This window comes from Halovibrio variabilis (assembly GCF_007991175.1).
Lineage (GTDB): Bacteria > Pseudomonadota > Gammaproteobacteria > Pseudomonadales > Halomonadaceae > Vreelandella > Vreelandella variabilis.
Window position 1 is genome coordinate 86539 of the sequence record NZ_BJXV01000010.1, and the last position, 23234, is coordinate 109772.

Annotated in this window: 18 protein-coding genes and 2 tRNA genes; 5 read left to right on the forward strand and 15 right to left on the reverse strand. The window is 54.5% G+C overall.

Annotation, left to right across the window (positions count from 1 at the left end):
* Positions 1 to 22: 22 nt before the first annotated feature.
* Positions 23 to 322 carry an ArsR/SmtB family transcription factor gene (locus HVA01_RS09765; RefSeq protein ID WP_146875130.1) on the forward strand — a complete coding sequence of 100 codons (300 nt, stop codon included), beginning with the start codon at positions 23 to 25 and terminating at the stop codon, positions 320 to 322.
* 78 nt (positions 323 to 400) lie between these two features.
* On the opposite strand, the gene sucD is transcribed toward HVA01_RS09765, so the two are convergent.
* From sucD to sdhC, 9 genes are all read right to left on the reverse strand, one after another.
* The gene (sucD, locus tag HVA01_RS09770) at positions 401 to 1273 is read right to left on the reverse strand and encodes a succinate--CoA ligase subunit alpha (protein ID WP_146875132.1); all 873 of its coding nucleotides are present in this window, start codon (positions 1271 to 1273) and stop codon (positions 401 to 403) included.
* Positions 1273 to 2439 (reverse strand): ADP-forming succinate--CoA ligase subunit beta, encoded by a 1167-nt coding sequence (gene sucC, locus HVA01_RS09775; RefSeq protein ID WP_146875133.1) that lies wholly within the window; start codon positions 2437 to 2439, stop codon positions 1273 to 1275. The genes sucD and sucC overlap by 1 nt, the downstream gene beginning before the upstream one ends.
* Before the next feature lie 177 nt (positions 2440 to 2616).
* The gene (lpdA, locus tag HVA01_RS09780; RefSeq protein WP_146875135.1) at positions 2617 to 4056 is read right to left on the reverse strand and encodes a dihydrolipoyl dehydrogenase; all 1440 of its coding nucleotides are present in this window, start codon (positions 4054 to 4056) and stop codon (positions 2617 to 2619) included.
* 120 nt (positions 4057 to 4176) lie between these two features.
* The gene (gene odhB / locus HVA01_RS09785) at positions 4177 to 5805 is read right to left on the reverse strand and encodes a 2-oxoglutarate dehydrogenase complex dihydrolipoyllysine-residue succinyltransferase (protein WP_146875138.1); all 1629 of its coding nucleotides are present in this window, start codon (positions 5803 to 5805) and stop codon (positions 4177 to 4179) included.
* 38 nt (positions 5806 to 5843) lie between these two features.
* Entirely contained in the window at positions 5844 to 8678 is a 2835-nt protein-coding gene (locus HVA01_RS09790) for a 2-oxoglutarate dehydrogenase E1 component (protein WP_146875358.1), read from the reverse strand.
* Positions 8679 to 9052: 374 nt separating this feature from the next.
* Positions 9053 to 9763 (reverse strand): succinate dehydrogenase iron-sulfur subunit, encoded by a 711-nt coding sequence (locus HVA01_RS09795; RefSeq protein ID WP_146875140.1) that lies wholly within the window; start codon positions 9761 to 9763, stop codon positions 9053 to 9055.
* A 27-nt stretch (positions 9764 to 9790) separates the two neighbouring features.
* On the reverse strand, positions 9791 to 11563 hold the full coding sequence (gene sdhA, locus HVA01_RS09800; RefSeq protein WP_146875142.1) for a succinate dehydrogenase flavoprotein subunit: 1773 nt from the start codon (positions 11561 to 11563) through the stop codon (positions 9791 to 9793).
* 3 nt (positions 11564 to 11566) lie between these two features.
* Positions 11567 to 11914: a succinate dehydrogenase, hydrophobic membrane anchor protein gene (gene sdhD, locus HVA01_RS09805; protein ID WP_146875144.1), complete on the reverse strand. Its 348-nt coding sequence runs from the start codon at positions 11912 to 11914 to the stop codon at positions 11567 to 11569.
* Positions 11908 to 12285: a succinate dehydrogenase, cytochrome b556 subunit gene (gene sdhC, locus HVA01_RS09810; RefSeq protein WP_218031555.1), complete on the reverse strand. Its 378-nt coding sequence runs from the start codon at positions 12283 to 12285 to the stop codon at positions 11908 to 11910. The genes sdhD and sdhC overlap by 7 nt, the downstream gene beginning before the upstream one ends.
* Before the next feature lie 502 nt (positions 12286 to 12787).
* On the opposite strand from sdhC, the gene gltA reads away from it, so the two are divergent.
* Entirely contained in the window at positions 12788 to 14074 is a 1287-nt protein-coding gene (gene gltA / locus HVA01_RS09815; protein ID WP_146875147.1) for a citrate synthase, read from the forward strand.
* A gap of 558 nt (positions 14075 to 14632) precedes the next feature.
* On the opposite strand, the gene HVA01_RS09820 is transcribed toward gltA, so the two are convergent.
* The 3 genes from HVA01_RS09820 to gltX form a co-directional block, all read right to left on the reverse strand.
* Positions 14633 to 14708 (reverse strand) — tRNA-Glu (locus HVA01_RS09820).
* A gap of 80 nt (positions 14709 to 14788) precedes the next feature.
* Positions 14789 to 14864, reverse strand: a tRNA-Ala gene (locus HVA01_RS09825).
* Positions 14865 to 15054: 190 nt separating this feature from the next.
* Positions 15055 to 16536 (reverse strand): glutamate--tRNA ligase, encoded by a 1482-nt coding sequence (gene gltX, locus HVA01_RS09830; protein WP_146875149.1) that lies wholly within the window; start codon positions 16534 to 16536, stop codon positions 15055 to 15057.
* 285 nt (positions 16537 to 16821) lie between these two features.
* Here gltX and HVA01_RS09835 point away from each other — a divergent pair, with 285 nt between their 5' ends.
* Positions 16822 to 17346, forward strand: coding sequence for a helix-turn-helix domain-containing protein (locus HVA01_RS09835; protein ID WP_146875151.1), 525 nt, complete (start codon positions 16822 to 16824; stop codon positions 17344 to 17346).
* 4 nt (positions 17347 to 17350) lie between these two features.
* Here HVA01_RS09835 and HVA01_RS09840 read toward each other — a convergent pair whose 3' ends face one another.
* The gene (locus tag HVA01_RS09840; RefSeq protein WP_146875153.1) at positions 17351 to 17944 is read right to left on the reverse strand and encodes a hypothetical protein; all 594 of its coding nucleotides are present in this window, start codon (positions 17942 to 17944) and stop codon (positions 17351 to 17353) included.
* Between the two features lie 159 nt (positions 17945 to 18103).
* Here HVA01_RS09840 and HVA01_RS09845 point away from each other — a divergent pair, with 159 nt between their 5' ends.
* Positions 18104 to 18910 (forward strand): sulfite exporter TauE/SafE family protein, encoded by an 807-nt coding sequence (locus tag HVA01_RS09845; RefSeq protein WP_146875155.1) that lies wholly within the window; start codon positions 18104 to 18106, stop codon positions 18908 to 18910.
* A gap of 353 nt (positions 18911 to 19263) precedes the next feature.
* Positions 19264 to 20277, forward strand: a complete 1014-nt coding sequence (gene dusA, locus HVA01_RS09850) for a tRNA dihydrouridine(20/20a) synthase DusA (RefSeq protein ID WP_146875157.1) — start codon at positions 19264 to 19266, stop codon at positions 20275 to 20277.
* 48 nt (positions 20278 to 20325) lie between these two features.
* Here the strand turns inward: dusA and HVA01_RS09855 are convergent, their stop codons facing one another.
* Positions 20326 to 21798: a catalase gene (locus HVA01_RS09855; RefSeq protein ID WP_146875159.1), complete on the reverse strand. Its 1473-nt coding sequence runs from the start codon at positions 21796 to 21798 to the stop codon at positions 20326 to 20328.
* A 207-nt stretch (positions 21799 to 22005) separates the two neighbouring features.
* Positions 22006 to 23037, reverse strand: coding sequence for a succinylglutamate desuccinylase/aspartoacylase family protein (locus HVA01_RS09860; RefSeq protein ID WP_146875161.1), 1032 nt, complete (start codon positions 23035 to 23037; stop codon positions 22006 to 22008).
* Between the last annotated feature and the right edge of the window lie 197 nt (positions 23038 to 23234).

Sequence of the window (23234 nt, forward strand, 5' to 3'; positions counted from 1 at the left end):
CTCTCAACGCCTGGACGTTTTCATGGATATCAATACCGTTTTAAGTGCGCTTGCTAACCCGGTGCGCCTCGACATTCTATCCTGGCTCAAGGAGCCAGAGCGCCACTTTCCGCAGCAGAAGGATACCGCGCCGGCAGGGGGAATCTGTGTCAGTCACATTCGTGAAAAGACCGGCCTTTCCCAGCCGACCATTTCGCTGTATCTCTCGACGCTCTCCCGCGCCGGCCTCGTCTCATCCGAACGGGTTGGACAGTGGACCTATTACCGCTATGAGCGTGACGTTGTCGACGCCTTTTTAAATGAGCTGAGCCAACGGCTGTAGGATCAATAAACATTGGCTAAAAAATAAGGGCGCCCCGAGGGGCGCCCTTATAGCGTGCGACTAACGTCAGTGGCTAACTTACCAGCCAGTCACTTTTTTCAGCGCATCGCCGATTTCAGCCAACGAACGCACGGTTTGAACGCCGGCGTCTTCAAGGGCAGCAAACTTCTCGTCAGCGGTGCCTTTACCGCCAGAAATGATTGCGCCCGCGTGGCCCATACGCTTGCCAGGAGGAGCAGTCACACCGGCAATGTAGGCAATCACTGGCTTAGAAACGTTGGCTTTAATATAAGCCGCTGCTTCTTCTTCCGCCGTGCCGCCGATTTCACCGATCATAACGATGGCTTCGGTTTTCGGGTCTTTTTCGAACATCTCAAGGATGTCGATAAAGTTGGAACCTGGAATCGGATCGCCACCGATACCCACACAGGTCGACTGACCAAAACCGTGATCAGTGGTCTGCTTAACCGCTTCATAGGTCAAAGTACCTGAACGCGATACGATGCCGACACGGCCCGGCTGGTGAATGTGGCCCGGCATAATGCCGATTTTGCATTCGCCCGGGGTGATAACACCGGGGCAGTTCGGGCCGATCAGGCGTACGCCTAGCTCGTCGCACTTCACTTTGGCTTCGAGCATGTCTAGCGTGGCGATGCCTTCGGTAATGCACACAATCAGCTTGATACCGGCGTTGGCCGCTTCAAGGATGGAGTCTTTACAGAACGGTGCTGGCACGTAAATCACGCTAGCTTCCGCGCCGGTTTTCTCTACCGCTTCTTTCACGGTGTTGAAAACAGGCAGACCAAGGTGCTGTTGGCCGCCTTTGCCCGGCGTCACACCACCGACCATTTGCGTACCGTAGGCAATCGCCTGCTCGGAGTGGAACGTGCCTTGGCCACCGGTAAAGCCCTGGCAGATGACCTTGGTGTTCTTATCGATCAGGATGCTCATTACTTGCCCTCCGCCGCTTTAACGACCTGCTGAGCCGCGTCGGTCAGACTGGTAGCCGCGATGATGTTCAAACCGCTAGACGCTAGTTTTTCAGTGCCTAGCTCGGCGTTGTTACCTTCCAGACGTACGACAACCGGTACATTGACACCCACTTGCTCAACGGCACCGATAATGCCTTCAGCAATCATGTCGCAACGTACGATACCGCCGAAAATGTTAACCAGTACGGCTTTAACATTGTCATCCGACAGGATGATTTTGAACGCTTCTGCCACGCGCTCCTTGGTAGCGCCACCGCCAACGTCCAAGAAGTTAGCGGGCTTGCCGCCGCTCAGGTTGACGATGTCCATGGTGCCCATGGCCAAACCTGCGCCGTTAACCATGCAGCCGATGTTGCCATCAAGCGCTACGTAGTTAAGTTCCCACTTCGCCGCATCGGCTTCACGAGAGTCTTCTTGAGACGGGTCACGCATCGCCTGCAGGTCTGGGTGGCGGTACAGCGCATTGCTATCAAGGCCCAGCTTGGCGTCGAGGCAGTGTAGGTTGCCTTCGTCGGTTACTACCAGCGGGTTAATTTCCAGCAGCGCGAGGTCTTTCTCATGGAACAGTTTGGACAGACCCAAGAAAATCTTGGTGAACTGCTTAATCTGGTCGCCTTTCAGGCCTAGCGCAAACGCCATCTCACGCGCTTGGTAGGGCTGTGCGCCGACCAACGGATCAATTTCGGCTTTAAGGATCTTCTCTGGGGTTTCTTCTGCAACCGTCTCAATTTCTACACCGCCTTCAGTCGAGGCCATGAAGACAACGCGACGGGTGGTACGGTCAACCACTGCACCGAGATAAAGCTCATCGGCGATGTCAGTGCAGGTTTCAACCAGAATTTTAGCAACCGGCTGACCTTTTTCGTCAGTCTGGAACGTCACCAAGTTCTTGCCCAACCACTTCTCAGCAAAAGCTTTGGCTTCAGCGGGGTCTTTAATCAGCTTAACCCCACCCGCTTTACCGCGGCCACCAGCGTGCACCTGGGCTTTCACCACCCACATGTCACCGCCGATTTTTTTGCAAGCCTCTTCCGCTTCTTCGGGCGTGTCAACCGCAAAGCCTTTAGACACTGGTAGACCGTAATCGGCAAACAGCTGTTTACCTTGATACTCGTGAAGATTCATCGATTCATGCCATTGGTTGCATGTGACTCGAACGATGGCCAGTTATCTTACAAGAACGGTCTTATAAGAACGCTCTTAGAAGCACTGGCCACCCCCGTTCTTTCGATCTTTGTGTATTACGACAAGGCCGAAAGTGTTGCGCCACCCAGAGGTGGCGCTTAGTTGTTGCTGACTAAATTACTTACGCTTTTTGCGATTGGCCATATGAATAGCGTGACCATCGACTGCCAGTGCTGCTTCGTGCACGGCTTCCGACATGGTCGGGTGCGCGTAGCAGGTTAGTGCCAGGTCTTCAGCGCTGGAGCCAAACTCCATGGCAATAACACCCTGAGCGATCATCTCACCGGCGTGCTGACCCACGATGTGCATACCCAGAATACGGTCAGTTTCCGCATCGGCGATGATTTTGGCGCTGCCTTCGGTGGCGTTGTTGGCCATCGCGCGGCCGCTAGCCGCGAAGGGGAAGGTGCCGGTTTTAACGTCGATGCCTTTCGCTTTGGCATCCTGCTCGGTCATCCCCACCCATGCCACTTCGGGAAAGGTATAGATCACGTTTGGAATGGCATCGTAATTCATTTCGGCTTTGTGGCCCGCGATGATATCCGCCACCATAATGCCCTCTTCAGAGGCTTTATGTGCCAGCATCGGGCCACGTACGCAGTCGCCGATCGCGTAAACGCCCGGGACATTGGTGCGGCACTGGTCGTCAACAAAGATGAAGCCGCGCTCGTCCAGCTCAATGCTAACGCCGTCGGCAATCACGCCTTTGGTGTAAGGACGACGGCCGACACAAACGATGAGCTTATCGAAGGTCATCTCCTGCTCACCGTTGCTATCGGTGTACTTGACGACCACTTCTTCGCCATTGGTTTCCGAACCGGTGACACGCGCGCCGAGCTTGATATCCAGGCCCTGCTTTTTAAGCAGCTTTTGGGTTTCTTTGGCGACGGTGGTATCCACCATCGGCAGGAAGGAGTCCATGGCTTCCAACACGGTGACCTCAGACCCCAAACGGCTCCAAACGCTGCCTAGCTCCAAACCAATGATACCGGCACCGATAACGCCTAAACGCTTGGGCGTTTCGGTAAATTCCAGCGCCCCGGTGGAGTCAACGACCAGGCCTTCGGTGAGCGGCGTCGGCGGAATTTCTACCGGTACCGAGCCTGCGGCGATAACGATGTTATCGGCGTCATAGGTGGTTGTTTCACCATCTTGACCGGTAACTTCGACCTGCTTACCCGAAATGACTTTACCGGTGCCTTCCAGGGCGGTCACGCCATTGGCTTTAAACAGCCCTGAGATGCCGCCGGTCAAGTTCTTAACGATCTTGTCCTTACGCGCCATCATCTTGGTAACGTCCATGGAGACGTCGCCCGCCTGGATACCTATGTCGTCGAAATCGTGCTTGGCTTCAACGAACTTGTGCGACGCTTCAAGCAACGCTTTGGACGGGATACAGCCAACGTTCAAGCAAGTGCCACCGTGGACAACGTTGCCTTCTTTACCGATCCATTTTTCGACACAGGCGGCTTTAAGGCCCATCTGTGCGGCACGAATAGCGGCGACGTAACCGCCAGGTCCGGCACCGATTACAATCACATCAAACTTATCAGCCATGTTGGCTCCTTTAGCTTGCTCGCCTCCCCCGCTATTAAGTAAACGGGCGGGAGGCTGTGTTCCATTGCAGGTAAATCCTGGTTAAGCAGTAGCGTACTTTATCAATATGACGCTTATGCTTTAGACGTCCAGCAGCAGGCGTGCCGGGTCTTCCAGCAATTCTTTCAAGGTGACCAAGAATTGAACGGCGTCTTTGCCGTCGATCATACGGTGGTCGTATGAGAGCGCCAGATACATCATCGGGCGAATCTCGACCTTGCCGTTGACTGCCATTGGACGTTCCTGGATTTTGTGCATGCCCAGGATGGCGGTTTGCGGCGGGTTAATAATGGGGGTCGACAACAAGGAGCCAAAGGTGCCGCCATTGGTGATGGTGAACGTGCCACCGATCATGTCGTCCATGCCCAGCTTGCCGTCACGGCCACGCTTACCGAAGTCGACAATCTTGCGCTCGACATCGGCGATTTTCATGCTGTCGGTATCGCGCAGTACCGGAACAACCAAACCACGGTCGGTGGATACCGCGACACCGATATCCTGATAGCCGTGATAGACGATGTCGGTGCCGTCGATAGAAGCGTTGACGTCGGGGAACCGCTTGAGCGCTTCAGAGGCTGCTTTAACAAAGAAGCCCATAAAGCCCAATTTAATATCATGCGTTTTTAAGAACGTCTCTTTGTACTGCGCACGCAGGGCCATGATTTCGGTCATGTCCACTTCATTATACGTGGTTAGCATCGCCGCGGTTTGCTGGGCCTGAACCAAGCGCTTGGCGATGGTTTGGCGCAGGCGGCTCATGGGCACACGTTTTTCTACACGCTCACCCTCAACGGCCGGAGCGCTAGGTGCAGCGGCCGCTTTTTCCGGTGCCGCCGATTTCGCAGCCTTCTTGGCAGAGCCGTCTTTAACCGCTTTCTGAACGTCTTCTTTCAAGATGCGGCCACCTTTGCCGGTGCCCTCAATTTTGGCCACGTCCAGGTCATGTTCGGCCACCATCTTACGGGCCGACGGGGCGAGAATCTTGTCACCGACTTTTTCATCGGCGCTATCGTCGCCGCCGCTGTCGGCTTTTTCCGGTGCGGAATCGCCACCGCTTTCACCGCCGCCGCTATCGCTGCCGCCGCCTTCGGTGAAGGTGGCCAGGACAGCTTCGGATTCAACCTGGCTGCCTTCTTCGGCCTTGATTTCAGACAAGGCGCCATCGGCCGGTGCTACAACCTCAAGCACGACTTTGTCGGTTTCAATATCGGCCAGCACTTCATCGCGCTTGACCGCTTCGCCGACTTTTTTGTGCCACGTCGCTACGGTGCCTTCCTGGATCGATTCAGGGAAGCTGGGGGCTTTGACGTCGTGCTGCTTGCCACCACCACCGCTGGCTTTCTTGTCTTCTTGCTTGTCTTCTTGCTTGTCTTCTTGCTTGTCTTCTTGCTTGTCGTCCGCTTTCTCTGCGGACTTTTCAGCGCTGTCATCGCTAGATTGCGCTTCTTTTTTGCCGCTGTCGCCGGAGGCACTGCCCTCGCCGATTTTACCCAGTACCTGCTCTGACTGAACGGTATCGCCTTCTTCGGCCATCACGTCGGTCAAGGTACCCGCTTCCGGTGCGACGACTTCAAGCACCACTTTGTCGGTTTCAATTTCAACAATCAGCTCGTCACGTTCAACGCTATCACCCGGCTTTTTATGCCACGCCGCCACTGAGCCTTCAGCAACGGATTCCGGAAAGGTTGGCGCTTTGATCTCGGTAGCCATGTCGTTTCCCTTGTGTGTTCTCTAAATCCAGTGGCCGCTTACAGATTAAAAGCGTCTTCCACCAGCTGGCGCTGCTGTTCAGTATGGACGGACATATAGCCAGCTGCTGGTGCAGCAGAGGCAGGACGTCCTGCAAATTTCAAATCGCGTCCGAGGCCATCTTTCAACATATCGGCCACTGTCCGCATATGGTGCTGACTGGAATACCAGGCGCCTTGGTTCAACGGCTCTTCCTGGCACCACACGATGTCGTCCACATTGGTGTAGTCTTTTAGCGCTTCCAGAAGCTCTTCTTTCGGGAAGGGATAGAGCTGCTCAAGACGCAGGATCGCCGTGTCATGACGCTCGTTGTCAGCACGCCACGCGGCCAAGTCATAGTAGACCTTGCCAGCGCATAGCACCACGCGGGTGACCTTCGCCGGGGCAAGCTCGGCTTGATCGGCGATGACCATGTGGAACTTGCCATGCGCCAAATCCTCAAGGCTCGACACCGCTTCTTTATGGCGCAGCAGCGATTTCGGTGTCATGACCACCAGCGGCTTACGCAGCGGACGAATCACCTGACGACGCAGCAAATGGTAAATTTGCGCGGGCGTCGTAGGTACACACACCTGCATATTGTGCTCGGCGCACATCTGCAGGAAGCGTTCCAGGCGTGCCGAGGAGTGCTCAGGGCCCTGACCTTCGTAGCCATGGGGCAGCAGCATGGTTAAACCACACACCCGGCCCCACTTGGTCTCACCCGAGGAGATGAACTGATCCACCACCACTTGTGCGCCATTAAAGAAGTCGCCGAACTGGGCTTCCCAGATCACCAAGTCTTTGGGGGCGGTGGTTGAGTAGCCATACTCAAAGGCCAGCACCGCCTCTTCTGACAGGATAGAGTCATGAATGGTAAAACGCGGCTGGCCATCGGCCATATTCTGCAGCGGCACGTAGGTGCTGCCGTCTTTCTGGTTATGTACCACCGCATGGCGGTGGGAGAAAGTACCGCGCCCCACGTCTTGCCCAGTAATACGAATTGGGTGGCCCTGTTCCAGCAGCGTGGCGTAAGCGAGCGTTTCCGCAAAGCCCCAGTTAAGTGCCAAACCACCGGCCTGCATTTTACGCCGATCTTCATAAATCTTGGCCACTTGGCGCTGGACTTCGACGCCGTCCGGCACCTCGCACATGCGGGCGGCTAATTGCTGCAGACGCTTCATATCAAACGTGGTGTCTGCATTGCCCGACCACTCGTGACCCAGGTAAGGCGTCCAGTCAACAAACAAGGACTCATTCGGCTCTTGGACTAACGCGTTAGCAACGTGATTGCCTTCCACCAGATCATTGCGATAGGTCTCAATCATCGCTTTGGCGGACTCTTCCGAAATCACCCCCTCTTCGACCAAACGCTTAACGTACAAAGAGCGCGAAGAGGGATGATCTTTAATCTTGGCGTACATCATCGGCTGCGTGCCTGACGGCTCGTCAGCTTCGTTGTGACCCCGACGGCGGTAACAAACCAGGTCGATCACCACGTCTTTTTTGAACTGCTGGCGATAGTCGAGAGCAACTTGGGTGGCGTGCAGTACGGCATCCGGGTCATCGCCATTGACATGAAAAATAGGCGCTTGAACCATCTTGGCAATATCAGTGCAGTATTCGGTCGAACGCGCATCCAGCGGATGTGACGTGGTAAAGCCCACTTGGTTGTTAATCACAATGTGGACCGTACCGCCGGTTTTATAAGCACGGGTCTGGGACATCTGGAATGTCTCCATGACCACGCCTTGACCGGCAAACGCCGCATCACCGTGGACGTTGATCGGCAGAACTTTATTGCCCTCTTCGTCATTACGGCGGTCCTGACGGGCGCGTACTGAACCCACCACTACCGGGGCAACGATTTCCAGGTGCGAGGGATTGAACGACATCGCCAAGTGCACTTCGCCGCCTGGCGACATGACGTTCGAACTAAAGCCCTGGTGGTACTTCACATCGCCAGAACCCCGCTCGATGACTTTTTTGCCATCAAACTCGTCGATCAAGTCAGTGGGGTTTTTGCCCAAAATATTGACCAACAGGTTCAGCCGCCCACGGTGCGCCATGCCGATGACCACTTCCTTGGTGCCATAACCGCCGGCACGCTGGATCAGCTCATCCATCATCGGCACGAACGTTTCGCCGCCTTCAAGGCCGAAGCGCTTGGTACCTGGATATTTGGATGCCAGGTAATTCTCTAAGCCTTCGGCCGCCGTCAAACGCTCCAATACGTGCTTGCGCACGTCGGCGCTGAACTCCGGCGCACTGCGTACCGACTCAAAACGCCGTTGCAACCAGCGCTTTTCTTCGGTATCGACAATATGCATGATCTCGCAGCCGATGGAGCGGCAGTAAGTGCGCTCCAACGCATCCACGATGTCACGCAAGGGCGCTTTGTCGATGCCCAAAAAGAAAGAACCGGTTTGAAACTCTGTGTCCAAATCAGCTTTTGAGAGCTGATGAAAGGACAGATCGAGATCGGGAACGGGGGTGGGATTACGCAGCCCTAGCGGGTCAATATTGGCCTTTTGATGGCCACGGAAGCGGTAGGCGTTTATCAGCTGCAGGACTTTCACCTGCTTTTTGTTTTCACCGCTATCGGCAGCGGCAACTACGCGGCCCGGGCGATTTTCACGCCCCAACTGGTAGAACTGATCACGCACGGGGCTTAGTGGGACATCGTGGGAGGGACTGCCCTCGGGACGCGGCAGCTGGTCAAAATAGCTGCGCCATTCGTCAGGGACAGACTCTGGATCTGCGAGGTACTGTTCGTAAAGCGCTTCCACGTAGTGAACATTGCCGCCACTAACGTGAGAGGAACGCCACATCAACTCCATTATGCCTTGTTGCATCTCTCGGTCACCCTGCACTGATGGGGTGGTATCGGTATCGTCGCAAACGTGCGGCGACATCGCTATTGCCCTGCCGGCGGGGCGGGACATTTGCCGGCGGCGCCAGCCAACGGCTGGCAACCCTGTTCGTCTAGCTATTCATCTAACTGTTCATCTAGCTATCCGTCATTCAACGGATCTTACCGTGTTTCGCCTTCAGTTCATGCTCGAAAGCCGGTACCCAAGGCACCGGCTTTCAAACTTGTCTGATCAGCAGTGCGACTCGACGCCGCACCACGTGACAAACCCTATGATAACAAGCGAAGCGCCATGATTTAAGTGGCATTATCACCCAACTTAAGTGGCACTCGCTTTTTTATCAGTATGTCATAGGCTTAGGTAGCTTCTGCAAGTAACATTTCGCGGATTTTACCGATTGCCCGGGTGGGGTTGAGGCCTTTTGGGCATACCGCCACACAGTTCATGATGCCACGGCAGCGGAAAACCGAGAACGGATCTTCCAAATCGCTCAAGCGTTCGCTGGTAGCCGTATCCCGCGAATCGGCCAAAAAGCGATAAGACTGTAGCAGACCGGCCGGGCCGACGAACTTCTCTGGGTTCCACCAGAACGACGGGCAAGCCGTTGAACAGCAGGCGCACAGAATACACTCATACAGGCCGTCTAGCTTGTCGCGTTCTTCCGGCGATTGCAGGCGCTCAATGGCCGGCGCGGGCGTATCGTTTTTCAGGTACGGCTGAATACGCTCGTACTGCTTATAGAACAAGCCCATATCCACGACCATATCGCGAATAACCGGCAGACCCGGCAGCGGACGCAGCGTCAGCTTGTTGTTTTTGACAACGTCTGACAGCGGCGTGATACACGCCAAGCCGTTTTTACCGTTCATGTTCATGCCGTCGGAACCGCAGACGCCTTCACGACAGCTGCGACGAAACGCCAGCGCGCTGTCTTGCTCTTTCATCATATGAAGAACGTCCAGCACCATTACATCGCGGCCCTTGGTATCGACCTGGAACTCCTGCATGTAAGGTGCGGAGTCGGTTTCCGGGTTGTAGCGGTATATGGATACCTGAAGATTGGACATGTTGACTCCCTCTCGTCAATGCGAAGTTTAGTAGGTACGAACCTTAGGCTCGAAGGTATCGACCGTTTTCGGCTTAAAGTTAACGTCGCGCTTCTTGAGTTCTTTTGTCAACGGGAAGTAGAGCGAGTGCTTCAACCAGTTGACATCATCACGGTCTGGATAGTCGTAACGCGAATGCGCGCCGCGGCTCTCATTACGCTTAAGGGCAGCGATCGCCGTCGCTTCGGCCACTTCCATCAAGTTATCAAGCTCTAGCGCTTCGACACGCGCAGTGTTGAAAGCGTTGGACTTATCAGGCAAGTAGGCATTTGCAATACGCTCACGCAGTTGCGCTAGCTTATCGACGCCATCCAGCATGTTTTTCTCTTCGCGGAAAACACCGAAAGAGCTTTGCATGATTTCCTGCAGCTCAGCTTTCAGCTCAGGAATACTCTCGCCACCTTCCGACTCATTCCAACGCGTGATGCGCTGCATGGCTGACTCAACGTCAGACTCGGAAGCATCCAGGTACTCGATGCCTTCGTTCAGCGCGCCTTCGATAAACATGCCAGCAGCACGACCAAAGACCACCAAATCCAGCAGTGAGTTCCCGCCCAAGCGGTTAGCACCGTGCACGGAAACACACGCCGCTTCACCACAGGCAAATAGGCCGTTAACGATATGATCGTTACCGCTTTCATCCATGGTAATCGCCTGACCATGAATGTTGGTTGGAATACCGCCCATCATGTAGTGGCAGGTGGGTACCACGGGGATCGGATCTTTGGCCGGATCAACATGGGCAAACGTCTTGGAAAGCTCAACGATACCCGGCAGGCGCTTGCCGAGCACTTCTTCGCCTAGATGGTCGAGCTTCAAGAAGACGTGATCGCCCTTATCGCCGCAGCCGCGACCTTCGAGAATTTCCATCACCATCGAACGAGCGACGACGTCGCGGCCCGCCAGATCTTTGGCGTTTGGCGCATAACGCTCCATAAAGCGTTCGCCATCTTTATTGATCAGATAGCCCCCTTCACCACGGCAGCCTTCGGTCACCAGGGTGCCCGCACCGTAAATACCGGTCGGGTGGAACTGCCACATTTCCATGTCTTGCATCGGGAAGCCGGCACGCATCGCCATGCCGATACCGTCACCGGTGTTAATCAGCGCATTGGTCGTAGAGGCGTAAATACGGCCGGCACCACCGGTAGCCAGCACCGTGGCCTTGGATTTAACGTGTACCACTTCGCCGGTTTCGATACACATGGCGATACAGCCGACCACGTCACCGCTGGCATTTTTGACCAGGTCGACCGCGTACCACTCGTTAAGAAACACGGTATCGTTTTTCAAATTGTTTTGATAAAGCGTGTGCAACAGCGCGTGACCGGTACGGTCGGCCGCCGCACAGGTGCGCGCCGCCTGGCCGCCTTCACCAAAGTTCTTTGACTGACCACCAAACGGGCGCTGATAGATGCGGCCGTTGTCCAAGCGCGAGAACGGCAGGCCCATGTGCTCGAGCTCAAAGACCGCTTTGGGGCCTTCGGAGCACATATACTCAGCCGCGTCTTGGTCAGCGATGTAATCGCCGCCTTTAACGGTGTCGTACATGTGCCAGCGCCAGTCGTCATTGGGGTCGTCAGACGCAATCGCGCAGGTAATACCGCCCTGGGCAGACACAGTGTGAGAGCGCGTCGGGAACACTTTTGATAACACGGCCGTTTTTTTACCGGACTTGGCTAGCTCCAGAGCGGCTCGCAGGCCGGAGCCACCGCCACCGATAATAATGGCGTCAAACGTCAGGCTACGCAGGTTAGACATGTATCAAGCTCCCCAAAGAATTTGAATGCCCCACACCAAGTACACGAAAATGCCCAAAATAATCACAGATTGGGCACCTACGCGCAGGCGAGTAGACTTGAGATAGTCGGTGGTGACGGTCCATAGACCGACCCAGGCGTGGGCCGCTAAAGCAATAAATGCCAATAGCGAGAAAATACGCATCCACGTCTGATTGAAAAGGCCACTCCACGCGTAATAGTCGAGGTTCGGATTAAACAGCAGGAAGGCAACGATAAAGACCGTATAGAGGGCCATGATCACAGCGGATGCGCGCTGCATCAGCCAGTCAGAAAGCCCGCTACGACCAAAACTTGTGATGTTAGTTACCATACCCAAACTCCTGCCAAAATAATTAGAACGACACTGACCACCACGGTGATCTGGGCCTTTTTCACGCCACCCTCAAGGGTCACGCCGATATTGACATCCATCAGCAGGTGTTTAATACCTGCCACGAAATGGAATGCCAGGGCGGACAGCAGCCCCCACGCGATCAACTTGGCCAAGAAGTTATTGGCTAGAACATCGCTAACGGCGTCAAAACCGGCTGGAGATGACAAGGATTTACCCAGCGCCCAAAAAGCGAAGATCAGGCCGACGAACAGGATGACACCCGTGATGCGGTGTGTGATCGACGTCAGTGCCGGCAGTGGGAAATGTATTGTAGTGAGGTCTAGGTTTACGGGTCGTTTGCTATTCACGGCTTTGTACACACTCTCTTGGCCCGCTCTGCGACAGGTCGGGCATGGCCCGAGCGGGCGGTGGTTGCTGGAAGGGGCTCGGCCGTTGCCAAGTCGGGCACGACCACCTTACCTGCCGGTCGCGCGCCGTGGATTATAAGAACCTTCGCCCTCGCTTACAAACCGAACGCAGGTCTAACTCGACTATGGTCCAAGGAAATTGCCTCCATTCTGAGTCGATTTTGCGCTGCAGCATGGTTATAGTGACAGTAGATCAGCATATTGATAAGCCTGATAACGTATCGTGTTAACCTATCGCCGATCTTTTGACGCTAAAACACATTATAAGCTTTTTTACCTTATACAAAAACTATCCACAACAATAATATTTGCATAATATCTGCCTAGCGCTTTGGCTAATTGACAAAATGTCGCACACTTCTATAGTGGGCTAGCTTTTTCGCCGGCGCGGCATGCGCAGCAACGACTTTACGTCCCATCCAGAATTCGAAAGGAGGCCAGCATGGCTGACAGGAAAGCGACATTGACGGTAGACGGTCTCGATAAACCGATCGAGCTACCCATGTATTCCGGCTCACTTGGCCCCGATGTCATCGACGTACGCAGCTTGGTGGCTGAAGGCCTGTTCACCTACGACCCCGGCTTTATGGCCACCTCGTCTTGCCAGTCTGCCATCACCTATATTGATGGCGGCAAGGGCGTGCTGCTGCACCGCGGCTACCCTATTGATCAACTGGCAAAAGAGTCCAACTTTGTTGAGATGTGCTACACCCTGCTGTTTGGCGATCTACCCAACGACGAGCAGTACGCCGATTTCGAATCGCGCATTCGTAACCACACCATGGTTCACGACCAAATCAACAACTTCTTCAAAGGGTTCCGCCGCGACGCGCACCCGATGTCCATCTTGTGTGGCGTAGTGGGCGGCTTAGCGGCTTTCTACCATGACCACATGGATATCACCCAGGAAGAAGACCGCATCATCAGCGCCATTCGCCTGATTGCCAAAATGCCCACGCTGGCGGCAATGTCACACAAATACAATATTGGCCAGCCCTTCAACTACCCGCGCAACGAGCTGAGCTATGCAGAGAACTTCCTCTACATGATGTTCAGCAACCCGTGCGAAGAGTACAAAATCAACCCGGTGTACGCGAAAGCCATGGACCGCATCTTTATGCTGCATGCGGATCACGAGCAGAACGCCTCTACCTCGACTGTACGCTTGGCAGGCTCTACGGGCGCTAACCCCTTCGCCTGCATTAGCGCGGGCATTGCGGCACTCTGGGGGCCCGCTCATGGCGGCGCCAACGAAGCCGTTCTCGCCATGCTTGACGAAATCGGCGAAGACTCCGAAGAGAACATCCAGCGCTTTGTCGATAAAGCCAAGGACAAAGACGACCCGTTCAAGCTGATGGGCTTTGGGCACCGCGTGTATCGTAACTTTGACCCGCGCGCCAAGGTCATGAAAGAGACCTGCGACGAAGTGCTCGCCGAGCTGGGCATGGCCGACGACCCGCAGCTCAAAATCGCCAAACGCCTTGAACAGATCGCGCTTGAAGACGACTACTTTATTGAGCGCAAGCTGTACCCGAACGTTGACTTCTACTCAGGCATTATCCTGAAAGCGATGGGCATCCCTACCAACATGTTCACCGTGATTTTCGCGGTGTCACGCACCATTGGCTGGATATCCCATTGGAACGAAATGCTCAGCGAAGGCTACAAGATTGGTCGTCCGCGTCAGCTTTACATCGGCCACGACAAGCGTGACTACCCCAAAAAATAAGACTCCCCGCTTGATAGCAGCAAAAGAGGCCACCTTCGGGTGGCCTTTTGCGTAGGGCCGTATGCCAAAACGCACCAATGGTGGCGATAGTTACTGCAGGCGATAGTCACTGCAGATAATCACTGCAAGCGCCTGACGCTATTTCCAACCGATACAAGCCCTAATAGCGCTTGACTTTTTTGCTTCTGGGTCTTGAACAGGGTTTTCCACACTATCTGTGGATAACCCTGTTCACAACCACTTTAAAACGTCCCAGAATCGCCATGGGGAGCGGGCCTGTCTTAAATTGGTTATTTTTTGACCTATTGTAAGTCTTTGTTTTTAAAAGAATTAAGTTATATTCAAGATTTTTTGTGTCAACAACAACAGGTTGTGCACAACCTCAAAGCCAGAATTGGAAAAGTGGACAAGTCAAGCACAAAATCGTCTCAAAGCTGGCGATTTCTAGCGCTTTTGTTAGCAATTCTGCAAACAACAGGAACGCAGAAATTGGCAAATGAGAAAGCTCATTGCCAGAGGAATAAACGATGGGGAAAGGTACTGCTAATAAACAAGCAGTGGCGTCCCATAGGGGGTTCGAACCCCTGTTACCGCCGTGAAAGGGCGGTGTCCTAGACCACTAGACGAATGGGACGTATATCACTAAATGCGCTACGCTAAAAAGCGCGACTTCTTGAGCTGCTATTCACAGGCTATTTAACCATAGCCGCGAATTGGTGGAGCCTAGCGGGATCGAACCGCTGACCTCAACACTGCCAGTGTTGCGCTCTCCCAGCTGAGCTAAGGCCCCACATGTCGCGAAGACGGAGCGTATAGTACTGATTATGCCGCCCTTAGTCAACAAGGGAAAACGCCTATTTGTTAGGTTAAAACACCTTTAGTCAAAATAGACGCCCGCCTGTTGTTTGTATCACATTGCTCGTATCACATTACCTGGGTCAAACCGAGCGATGGTCGACCTGCGCTCGGGCAAGTCGTGGTTAGGCAATTTCCCGAAACTCTTTCTCAAAGCGCTTCGCCTGTTTCTTGGACACTCCGCCCAGCACTTCTATTGCATTGCGTAACCGCGCCCGGGTGACGTCGGAGCCTAGAATCGCCATGGCGTCCATGACGGAGGTGCTCGAACTGCTGCCGGTAATGGCTATAAACACCGGGGCCAGAAACTCTTTCATTTTCAGCTCAAAATACGCAGCCAGCGTTTTGACTTCATTCAGAAGCGCCTCTTTGTGCCACGCCGAAACGCCCTCGAAACGCCAGACAAGGAACTGGAGCAGTTTGACCAGCTCCTCTTCCTCAAGCTTCACGCTATCAAATGACGCTTTTGTTAGCGTCGGCAGGCCCGAGAAGAAGTGCCCTGCCAGCGGCATTACCTCGGAGAGCGTCTCTACCCGTGGCCGTATCTGCGGCAGTATTTGCTTCACATAGGCTTCATTGAAGGCCCAGTCGCGCAGTGCGTTCAACAGTGCATCGTCGTCCAGATCCTCGCGGATATACACGCCGTTCAACCAGGTCAGCTTCTCCAGGTCAAACACCGGGCCACCCAAGGAGACACGCTGAATATCAAACTCCGCCATCATCTCTTGCAGGCTGAATTTCTCGCGCTCATCGGGCATCGACCACCCCATGCGCCCCAAATAATTGGTAACGGCCTGGGGTAAAAAGCCCATCCGACGGTAGTAGTTGATGGAGGTCGGGTTCTTGCGTTTGGAGAGTTTGGATTTATCCGGGTTGCGCAGCAGCGGCATATGGCAAAGTTCGGGCATTTCCCAACCAAAATACTCATACAACAACTGATGCTTAGGGGCTGAATTTATCCACTCTTCCCCGCGCAGCACATGGGTAATTGCCATGAGATGATCATCGACCACATTGGCCAAATGATAGGTGGGCATACCGTCCGACTTAAGCAGAATTTGCGCGTCCACCTGCGCCCATTCCACCTCTATACTGCCACGCAGCATGTCGTTGACCACACAAACACCTTCGCTGGGCACGTTCATCCGCACCACATAAGGCCAGCCTTCTTGCTCGCGGCGTGCCTGCTCTTGGCCGTCCAGCGCTAGGTCCGCGGGCTTTAACGCCAACTGCATGCCCGCTGCTTTGCGCGCCTCGCGAAGCTCATCTAACTCTTCACTGGTGCGATAGCACTTAAACGCATGCCCGGCGTCCAGCAACTGCTGAGCGTACTGGGCGTAAATTTCGCCACGCTCGCTTTGCCGATAAGGGCCGTGGGGCCCGCCAACGTCGGGGCCCTCGTCCCACTCAATCCCCAGCCAATGCAACGAATCAAGAATCATCTGTTCCGACTCAGGCGTAGAACGCACCCGATCAGTATCTTCAATGCGTAAGATAAACTGGCCGCCATGTTGACGCGCAAAACAGAGGTTAAACAGCGCTATATAAGCGGTACCGACGTGGGGATCCCCTGTCGGCGAGGGTGCGATGCGAGTACGTACAGTCATGAAAACGTCCTATTGGCAAAAAAGCATAGTCATATTATACGCACCTTAAGCGCGACCAACAGCGCTGGCCAGGGAACAACTGGCGCTAAAAAACATCAGAGAACTTAACTCAACGCTATTTGTCCATTAATGCGCGGTCAAGCACAATCGATTAAAATGATTTAGTCGTAATGACCTTGGGTATATAACTCAAAATGAGCCACAATTTATGTTACATGCTCATCGCACCACCGTGACGGTGGATAACATTCACCTAGCTTATTTAGCTCATCAAAGGAAGACGAAATGGAATCGCTAGGCTCACGTATCAAGCAACTGAGGCTTAGGGCAAAGCTCAACAAAGCTGCCCTCGCACGTAAAGTTGGCGTGTCGGACGTCACCATTTCTTATTGGGAATCCGGGGCGATCAAGCAGATCGGACACGAACGCTTAGTGGCGCTTGCTGACGCACTTGACTGCTCCTTGGCGACGCTACTGGAAGGTGAGAGCGCCCCAGAGCTATTGACGTTGACCCATACCGGCCCCCTCCCCTGGGAACAGGTACAAGCAACGACCATCAAGGTGCCCAGTCATCTGCCGTTGAACATTGATTGGAAAGCACCTTGCGTAATGGCAACACCCGGCCCTGATACAGATTTTTCGCCGCTTGCCGCGGGCGATTTGCTGTTACTCGGCCCGACTCATGTGTTCCATAAGGCGGGGCATTACGTGGTGCAACGTGACGAACGTTACGTCATTGAGCACTTCGCCAAAGCCCCCAGTGATACGTCAATTCACGCTGTGCTGCTAGCCCACTGGCATCCTGCCTAAAGCATCATCTACTCCCCGGTCTTTCTAACACCTCCACCTGGTCACGCGTTCGTCTTGGCTCACTCCCCACCAAGAAGCGTCGTGAGTAGGTGGCCACTTGGCCCAGCCCATGACGGGATTGTCGTACCAACTCTCCTGTCAGGTGCTGGCCCTCACGGCCAATACGCGCCTGCACGGCTTCCGGCTGCACGCTGCCTTCAGAAACCTCAACCCTCACCGTATAGCCGCCATCGGGCAAGCCACTGCCAGAACCGAAGGGCCCGGCTGCAAAAGTCCCGTCTTCTATACGCGTACGCTCTCGCCAATTCACGCCGCTAACCTCACGTTCGACAATAACCTGCACCAGTGTCTCGTCGGGTAGGTTGCTCTCGCCTTCCACCATTAACCGGCGGTCGTTGCGCAGCGATACCTGTGCGGATATCGCCACCTCAAGAGGGTCTATTTGCTCCTCAACAACTTCAGGCTCAGGGTCAGGCGCCTGCTCAACCTGCGCTGTTGATACCGTTTCATCGGGTTGCTCCTCTTCCGCTCCGCCACACCCTGCCAGTAGCGCAATCATCACGATCAACACACCAGAGTTATTCATCATATTGCGCATACGAACTCCAAAATATTACTTACGCTGCAGCTTAACACTGCCCAGCCGCTGCCACAGCGGAATAGTCATCTTCATCAGTGTCAGATCGCCCCGCCACCAACACACACCTTCCGGTACACTGTGCTATCAATTAACAAACTACCTTGGGGAGCCGTAGCTTTGGACATTATTTGGTGGTTGGCATATATAGCACTGGGCGGTTTTGTTGGCCTAATGGCGGGCCTATTAGGCATCGGTGGCGGCGGCATTATGGTGCCAATCCTTACGTCGCTTTTCGTACTCCAGGGGGTTCCCCATGAGCATCTCGCCCACTTGGCGTTGGGCACCGCGATGGCGGCTATCATTCCCGCCTCCATCGCCAGCTTGCTTTCCCACCATCGCCATGGCGCCGTTCGCTGGGACATTGTGCGCTTTATTACCCCGGGTATTTTAGCCGGTACCTTTTTAGCCACCTTTATCGCCGCACAGATCCCTACCCGTGGCCTAGCCATCTTTTTTGCCTGCTTTATGCTGCTAATGTCGCTGCAAATGCTGGCCAATATCAAGCCCAAACCCAACCGCGGCTTACCCAGGCCGATTGGGGTCAGCGGCGTTGGCCTTGGCATCGGCGGCATTTCAGCGCTCGTCGCCATTGGCGGTGGCTCGCTAACGGTGCCATTTTTAACGTGGTGCAATATCAAGCTGCCCCGCGCAATAGGCACCTCAGCAGCCGTCGGGCTACCCATCGCGGTTGCCGGGGCGCTAGGCTACATCATCAACGGGTGGTCTATCCAAGGGCTGCCCAGTGCAGCGCTAGGCTACGTTTACCTGCCTGCGTTCCTTCTAATGGCGCCCTTTAGCATTCTCACCGCACCCATCGGTGCAAAGTTAGCGCATAGACTACCTGTCAAACTGCTGAAGCGGGTATTCGCTTTTATGCTGATGGGGTTAGCGCTGCAGATGGTGTATACGGTGTTTACGGCGTGAGGGGGCACGCGAGCCGCAAGGACTTTTGGGCTAGCTCGCACGTAAAGTGAAAAATTTCAGGTGAGATCACTTAACTCAACATTCAGTGCTTGGGCGATACGCTGGATCACACTTAGTGGATTGAGCATTTACCTGTTTCTATTTCGGAGAAACATCCTTGCTATGTGCGTGATGCCCTTTCTTACGTACAATGGCGCGCATACCATGCCACCTCTGAAAAAGCTCTCAAGATGTACCAAGTTTTTTAGGCATCAGCCAATATCACTGCTTGGTACAATTCGCTACAACAGATGCATTAATTACTGTATTAAGAGGCAATATGGCTGTATTGAATACAGCTATATAATTACTAAATGACTAATTTAATTAAAGAAAATAATGCAGATCGGGGCAGGCTTTTTTCTGTGGCCCCCATGATGGACTGGACCACAAAGGACTACAGAGCGCTAGCACGCACGTTAACCAAGCGGGCGCTGCTGTATACCGAGATGGTCACTACCGGTGCGATTCTGTACGGGACGCCTCGTGAGCGCTTTTTGGGCTATAGCGAGGTGGAGCATCCACTGGCGCTGCAGTTAGGCGGCAGCGATGCCGGTGAGCTGGCTGAGTGCGCGGCAATTGCCGAGGCGTGGGGCTATGACGAGGTGAACCTGAACGTAGGTTGCCCCAGCGACCGGGTGCAGAACAACCTGATTGGCGCGTGCTTGATGGGCTACCCTGAAAAGGTCGCCGAGGCAGTACGGGCGATGCAGGCCGCGGTGTCAATTCCGGTCACGGTGAAGTGCCGTATTGGGATTGATGACCAGGACGAAGACGCCGACCTTGAGCGGTTTATCGCTATCGTCGCTGACGCAGGCTGCGAGGTGTTTACCGTTCATGCCCGGAAGGCGTGGCTTCAGGGGCTATCACCTAAACAGAACCGCGACGTGCCGCCGCTTAACTACCCTCGGGTTCATCGGTTAAAGCAGAGCCGACCGGACTTGCATATCGGCATTAACGGCGGCATTAAAACGCTGTTGGAGTGCAAAGAACAGCTCAACCATGTGGATAGCGTAATGGTAGGCCGTGAGGCGTATCAAAACCCGTGGCTGCTCGCCGGTGTCGATGAGCAGCTGTTTGGTGAGCAAGGCCCAGCAGCAAGCCGCATGGATGCCGCGATGGCTTTCCGGCCGTATATTCAGCAGCGCTTGGATGAAGGCGCGAAGCTGAATCATATTACCCGTCACCTGCTGGGTTTGTTCCAGGGCTGCCCGGGTGGCAGGCGCTTTCGGCGGCATTTGTCGGAACACGCGCATAAAGAAGGCGCAGGATTGCGCTTATTTGATGACGCGCTTAGCTTGGTGAACGAACCCGAATGCGTCGCATAAAAACCCGCTACGTTTGCGTAGCGGGTTAGTTTTGCTAACAGCGTAAGCTTACTGACCGTTTTCCCGGCGGTTCGCCATTACGCCCTGCTCGACACGTTCGCCGATAGTCTGGTCGACGTTTTTCCAGTACTCAAATACCCGCGAAAGTACCGGCTCTTCAACACCGTCGGAAACGTGGCCCACAATGTTGTTGACCAGTCGGTCGCGCGCAGCGTCGTCCATTACCTTATTGACCAGATCATTGGCCTGATTGAAGTCGCCATCACCCGAACGCAGCGTGTAGGCGGAGCGAACAAACTCGCCGTCAGTCTGCCATACCGCATCTTCCGGGTACCTTTCCGGGTTGGCGTGAGCGCCCCCTTTGCTATTAGGCGCGTACACCGGGTCGGTAGAGTGGGAGATACGCATCCGACCACCTTGCGAGTAGCTGTGGAACGGGCACTTGGGGGCGTTGACAGGGATATCGGCGTAGTTCACCCCCAAACGTGCGCGGTGCGCATCGGCGTAAGATATGGTCCGCGCCAGCAGCATTTTATCAGGCGAGAAACCGGTGCCCGGCACGGCATTGTTGGGCTGGAACGCCGCCTGTTCGATTTGAGTGTGGAAATCGACGGGGTTGCGATCCAACGTCATCTTACCTACTTCTGTCAGCGGGTAGTCGTCGTGCGGCCACACCTTGGTCAAATCGAAGGGGTTGATGTGGTAGGTCTTGGCATCTTCAAAGGGCATAATCTGAACTTTCAGCGTCCAGGTAGGATACTCACCACGCTCGATGGCACCGAACAAGTCGCGGCGATGGTAGTCGGCATCCGCCCCCGCCATATGATCGGCCTGTTCCTGGGTCATGCACTTGATGCCCTGGTCCGTCTTAAAGTGGTACTTGACCCAGAAGCGCTCGCCTTCGGCGTTAACCCACATATAAGTATGGCTTGAATAGCCGTTCATATGTCGCCAAGTGGCGGGGATACCACGATCGCCCATCAGCCAAGTTACTTGGTGGGCAGATTCCGGCGAGAGTGTCCAGAAGTCCCACTGCATATCGTGATCACGCAAGCCGTTATCCGCCCGGCGCTTTTGTGAGTGGATAAAGTGCTGGAACTTGAGCGGGTCGCGAACGAAGAAGATAGGGGTATTATTACCCACCATATCGAAGTTGCCTTCTTCGGTGTAGAACTTCAACGAGAAGCCACGGGGATCGCGCCAGGTGTCCGGGCTACCAGACTCACCGGCCACTGTTGAGAAACGGGCCAACATCTCGGTTTTCTTACCCGGCTGGAGAAAATTCGCCTTGGTGTATTGGCTGACGTCCTGAGTCACTTGGAAGTGACCAAAGGCGCCGCTCCCTTTCGCATGGGGCTGGCGGTCCGGAATCATTTCCCGATTAAAAGCCGCCATCTGCTCCATCAAGTAGTGATCGTGCATAACGATAGGCCCATTTGGACCTACCGTGAGCGAATCTTCATCACTGTTAACCGGTATACCTGCATCCGTCGTCGTATACTTAGGTGTATCGATCGTCATCGCTGTTCCTCCATGTCACGGTAGACGTGGCGTTTGAACGCCACTCGTTCGAGTACGATGAAAGCTTCGCTATTGAGTCTAGTTATTATCATTTTAGCAGCTGCTTACAAAGCCCACTCATAGGTATAGACAAACAGCCGATAACTTGCCATTGACAGTAGCGACCTCTTAACTATCAAAGCGATAGTTTTTGCTTATCAAAAACGACTAATAAAACGAATCGGTCGGCGGCACCAGGCTTGAGTTAAAGCTCTCGATAGCGGTTTCAGCCTCTTCGATTTCATCAAAACGAGCGATATGAAACAAAGCCTCGCCTTCGTTCGCCAGCGGCAAGCGGCTCATGCCAATCACGATACCGTCGGCAACGGCGCGCACTTCGCCCTCATCATTGCCAAAGGGGTCAGCGACTTTACCCAGCACTTCACCTTTGGCGACACGCGCGCCTAGCCGCACCTTGGGGCGCAAAATGCCATCAATAGGCGCCCGCGCCCAGCTTGAGCCATTGGCCAATTCAGCAGGTGCGGGCGTGCGCCGACGCTGCTCGCCGGTCAGCATGCCTAAACGCCGCATAACACGCAGCACGCCGCGCACCCCGGGGGCAATGGCCCACTCATCAAAGCGCAACGCCTCACCGGCTTCATAGGTGAGAACCGGAATCCCACGCGTCTGGGCGTAGTGACGCAGGCTGCCTTCGCGCAGTTCAGCGTTGAGCACCACTGGTGCCCCAAAGGCATCCGCCATGCGCTCGGTTTCACTGCCGGGGCTTAGCTGAGCACGAATTTGTGGCAGGTTAGTACGATGAATAGCCCCGGTATGCAGGTCAATAATATGCGTGGCGTGATCGACGATTTGTTCGCGAAACAGCGCAGCAATACGACCGCCTAAGGAGCCCGACCCAGTGCCTGGAAAACAGCGATTAAGGTCGCGGCGGTCGGGCAAATAGCGCGTTTGCTGTAAAAAACCAAACACGTTGACTACCGGCACGGCGACTAGGGTACCGCGAATACTATTGACCGCTTTCGCGCGCAGCACTCGGCGGACAATCTCCACCCCATTGATTTCATCACCATGAATGCCGCCACAAACCAGCAACACGGGGCCATCTTTGCGCCCATGGACGACTTCGACGGGGATATGCAGCGGCGTATGGGTATATAAACGCGCCACTGGCACATCAACTTGTAAACGCTGGCCGGGCATAATCGTATGCTCGCCCAGCTGAAAAGGAGCTCGCGCCATGCTTTCTATCCTGTTGTTAAACTGCTCTAGTCGCGTTGTCAGTACGGGTAACGTTGCCGCCTGTTTATACGCCTTAAGCGGTAAAATGACGAATTTGTTAATCTACGTTATGAGACGGATCATTTATCCATACAGTTTTGAATGTAAATACCCGCCTGCATAGGTTAAAATGTGACCATACAGTGTCGATGATGAGG

Bases quoted from the DNA above. Each gene is read 5' to 3' on its own strand.
- HVA01_RS09765 (WP_146875130.1), top strand. From the start codon at position 23: ATGGATATCAATACCGTTTTAAGTGCGCTTGCTAACCCGGTGCGCCTC.
- sucD (WP_146875132.1), bottom strand. From the start codon at position 1,273: ATGAGCATCCTGATCGATAAGAACACCAAGGTCATCTGCCAGGGCTTT.
- sucC (WP_146875133.1), bottom strand. From the start codon at position 2,439: ATGAATCTTCACGAGTATCAAGGTAAACAGCTGTTTGCCGATTACGGT.
- lpdA (WP_146875135.1), bottom strand. From the start codon at position 4,056: ATGGCTGATAAGTTTGATGTGATTGTAATCGGTGCCGGACCTGGCGGT.
- odhB (WP_146875138.1), bottom strand. From the start codon at position 5,805: ATGGCTACCGAGATCAAAGCGCCAACCTTTCCGGAATCCGTTGCTGAA.
- HVA01_RS09790 (WP_146875358.1), bottom strand. From the start codon at position 8,678: ATGCAACAAGGCATAATGGAGTTGATGTGGCGTTCCTCTCACGTTAGT.
- HVA01_RS09795 (WP_146875140.1), bottom strand. From the start codon at position 9,763: ATGTCCAATCTTCAGGTATCCATATACCGCTACAACCCGGAAACCGAC.
- sdhA (WP_146875142.1), bottom strand. From the start codon at position 11,563: ATGTCTAACCTGCGTAGCCTGACGTTTGACGCCATTATTATCGGTGGC.
- sdhD (WP_146875144.1), bottom strand. From the start codon at position 11,914: ATGGTAACTAACATCACAAGTTTTGGTCGTAGCGGGCTTTCTGACTGG.
- gltA (WP_146875147.1), top strand. From the start codon at position 12,788: ATGGCTGACAGGAAAGCGACATTGACGGTAGACGGTCTCGATAAACCG.
- gltX (WP_146875149.1), bottom strand. From the start codon at position 16,536: ATGACTGTACGTACTCGCATCGCACCCTCGCCGACAGGGGATCCCCAC.
- HVA01_RS09835 (WP_146875151.1), top strand. From the start codon at position 16,822: ATGGAATCGCTAGGCTCACGTATCAAGCAACTGAGGCTTAGGGCAAAG.
- HVA01_RS09840 (WP_146875153.1), bottom strand. From the start codon at position 17,944: ATGCGCAATATGATGAATAACTCTGGTGTGTTGATCGTGATGATTGCG.
- dusA (WP_146875157.1), top strand. From the start codon at position 19,264: ATGACTAATTTAATTAAAGAAAATAATGCAGATCGGGGCAGGCTTTTT.
- HVA01_RS09855 (WP_146875159.1), bottom strand. From the start codon at position 21,798: ATGACGATCGATACACCTAAGTATACGACGACGGATGCAGGTATACCG.
- HVA01_RS09860 (WP_146875161.1), bottom strand. From the start codon at position 23,037: ATGGCGCGAGCTCCTTTTCAGCTGGGCGAGCATACGATTATGCCCGGC.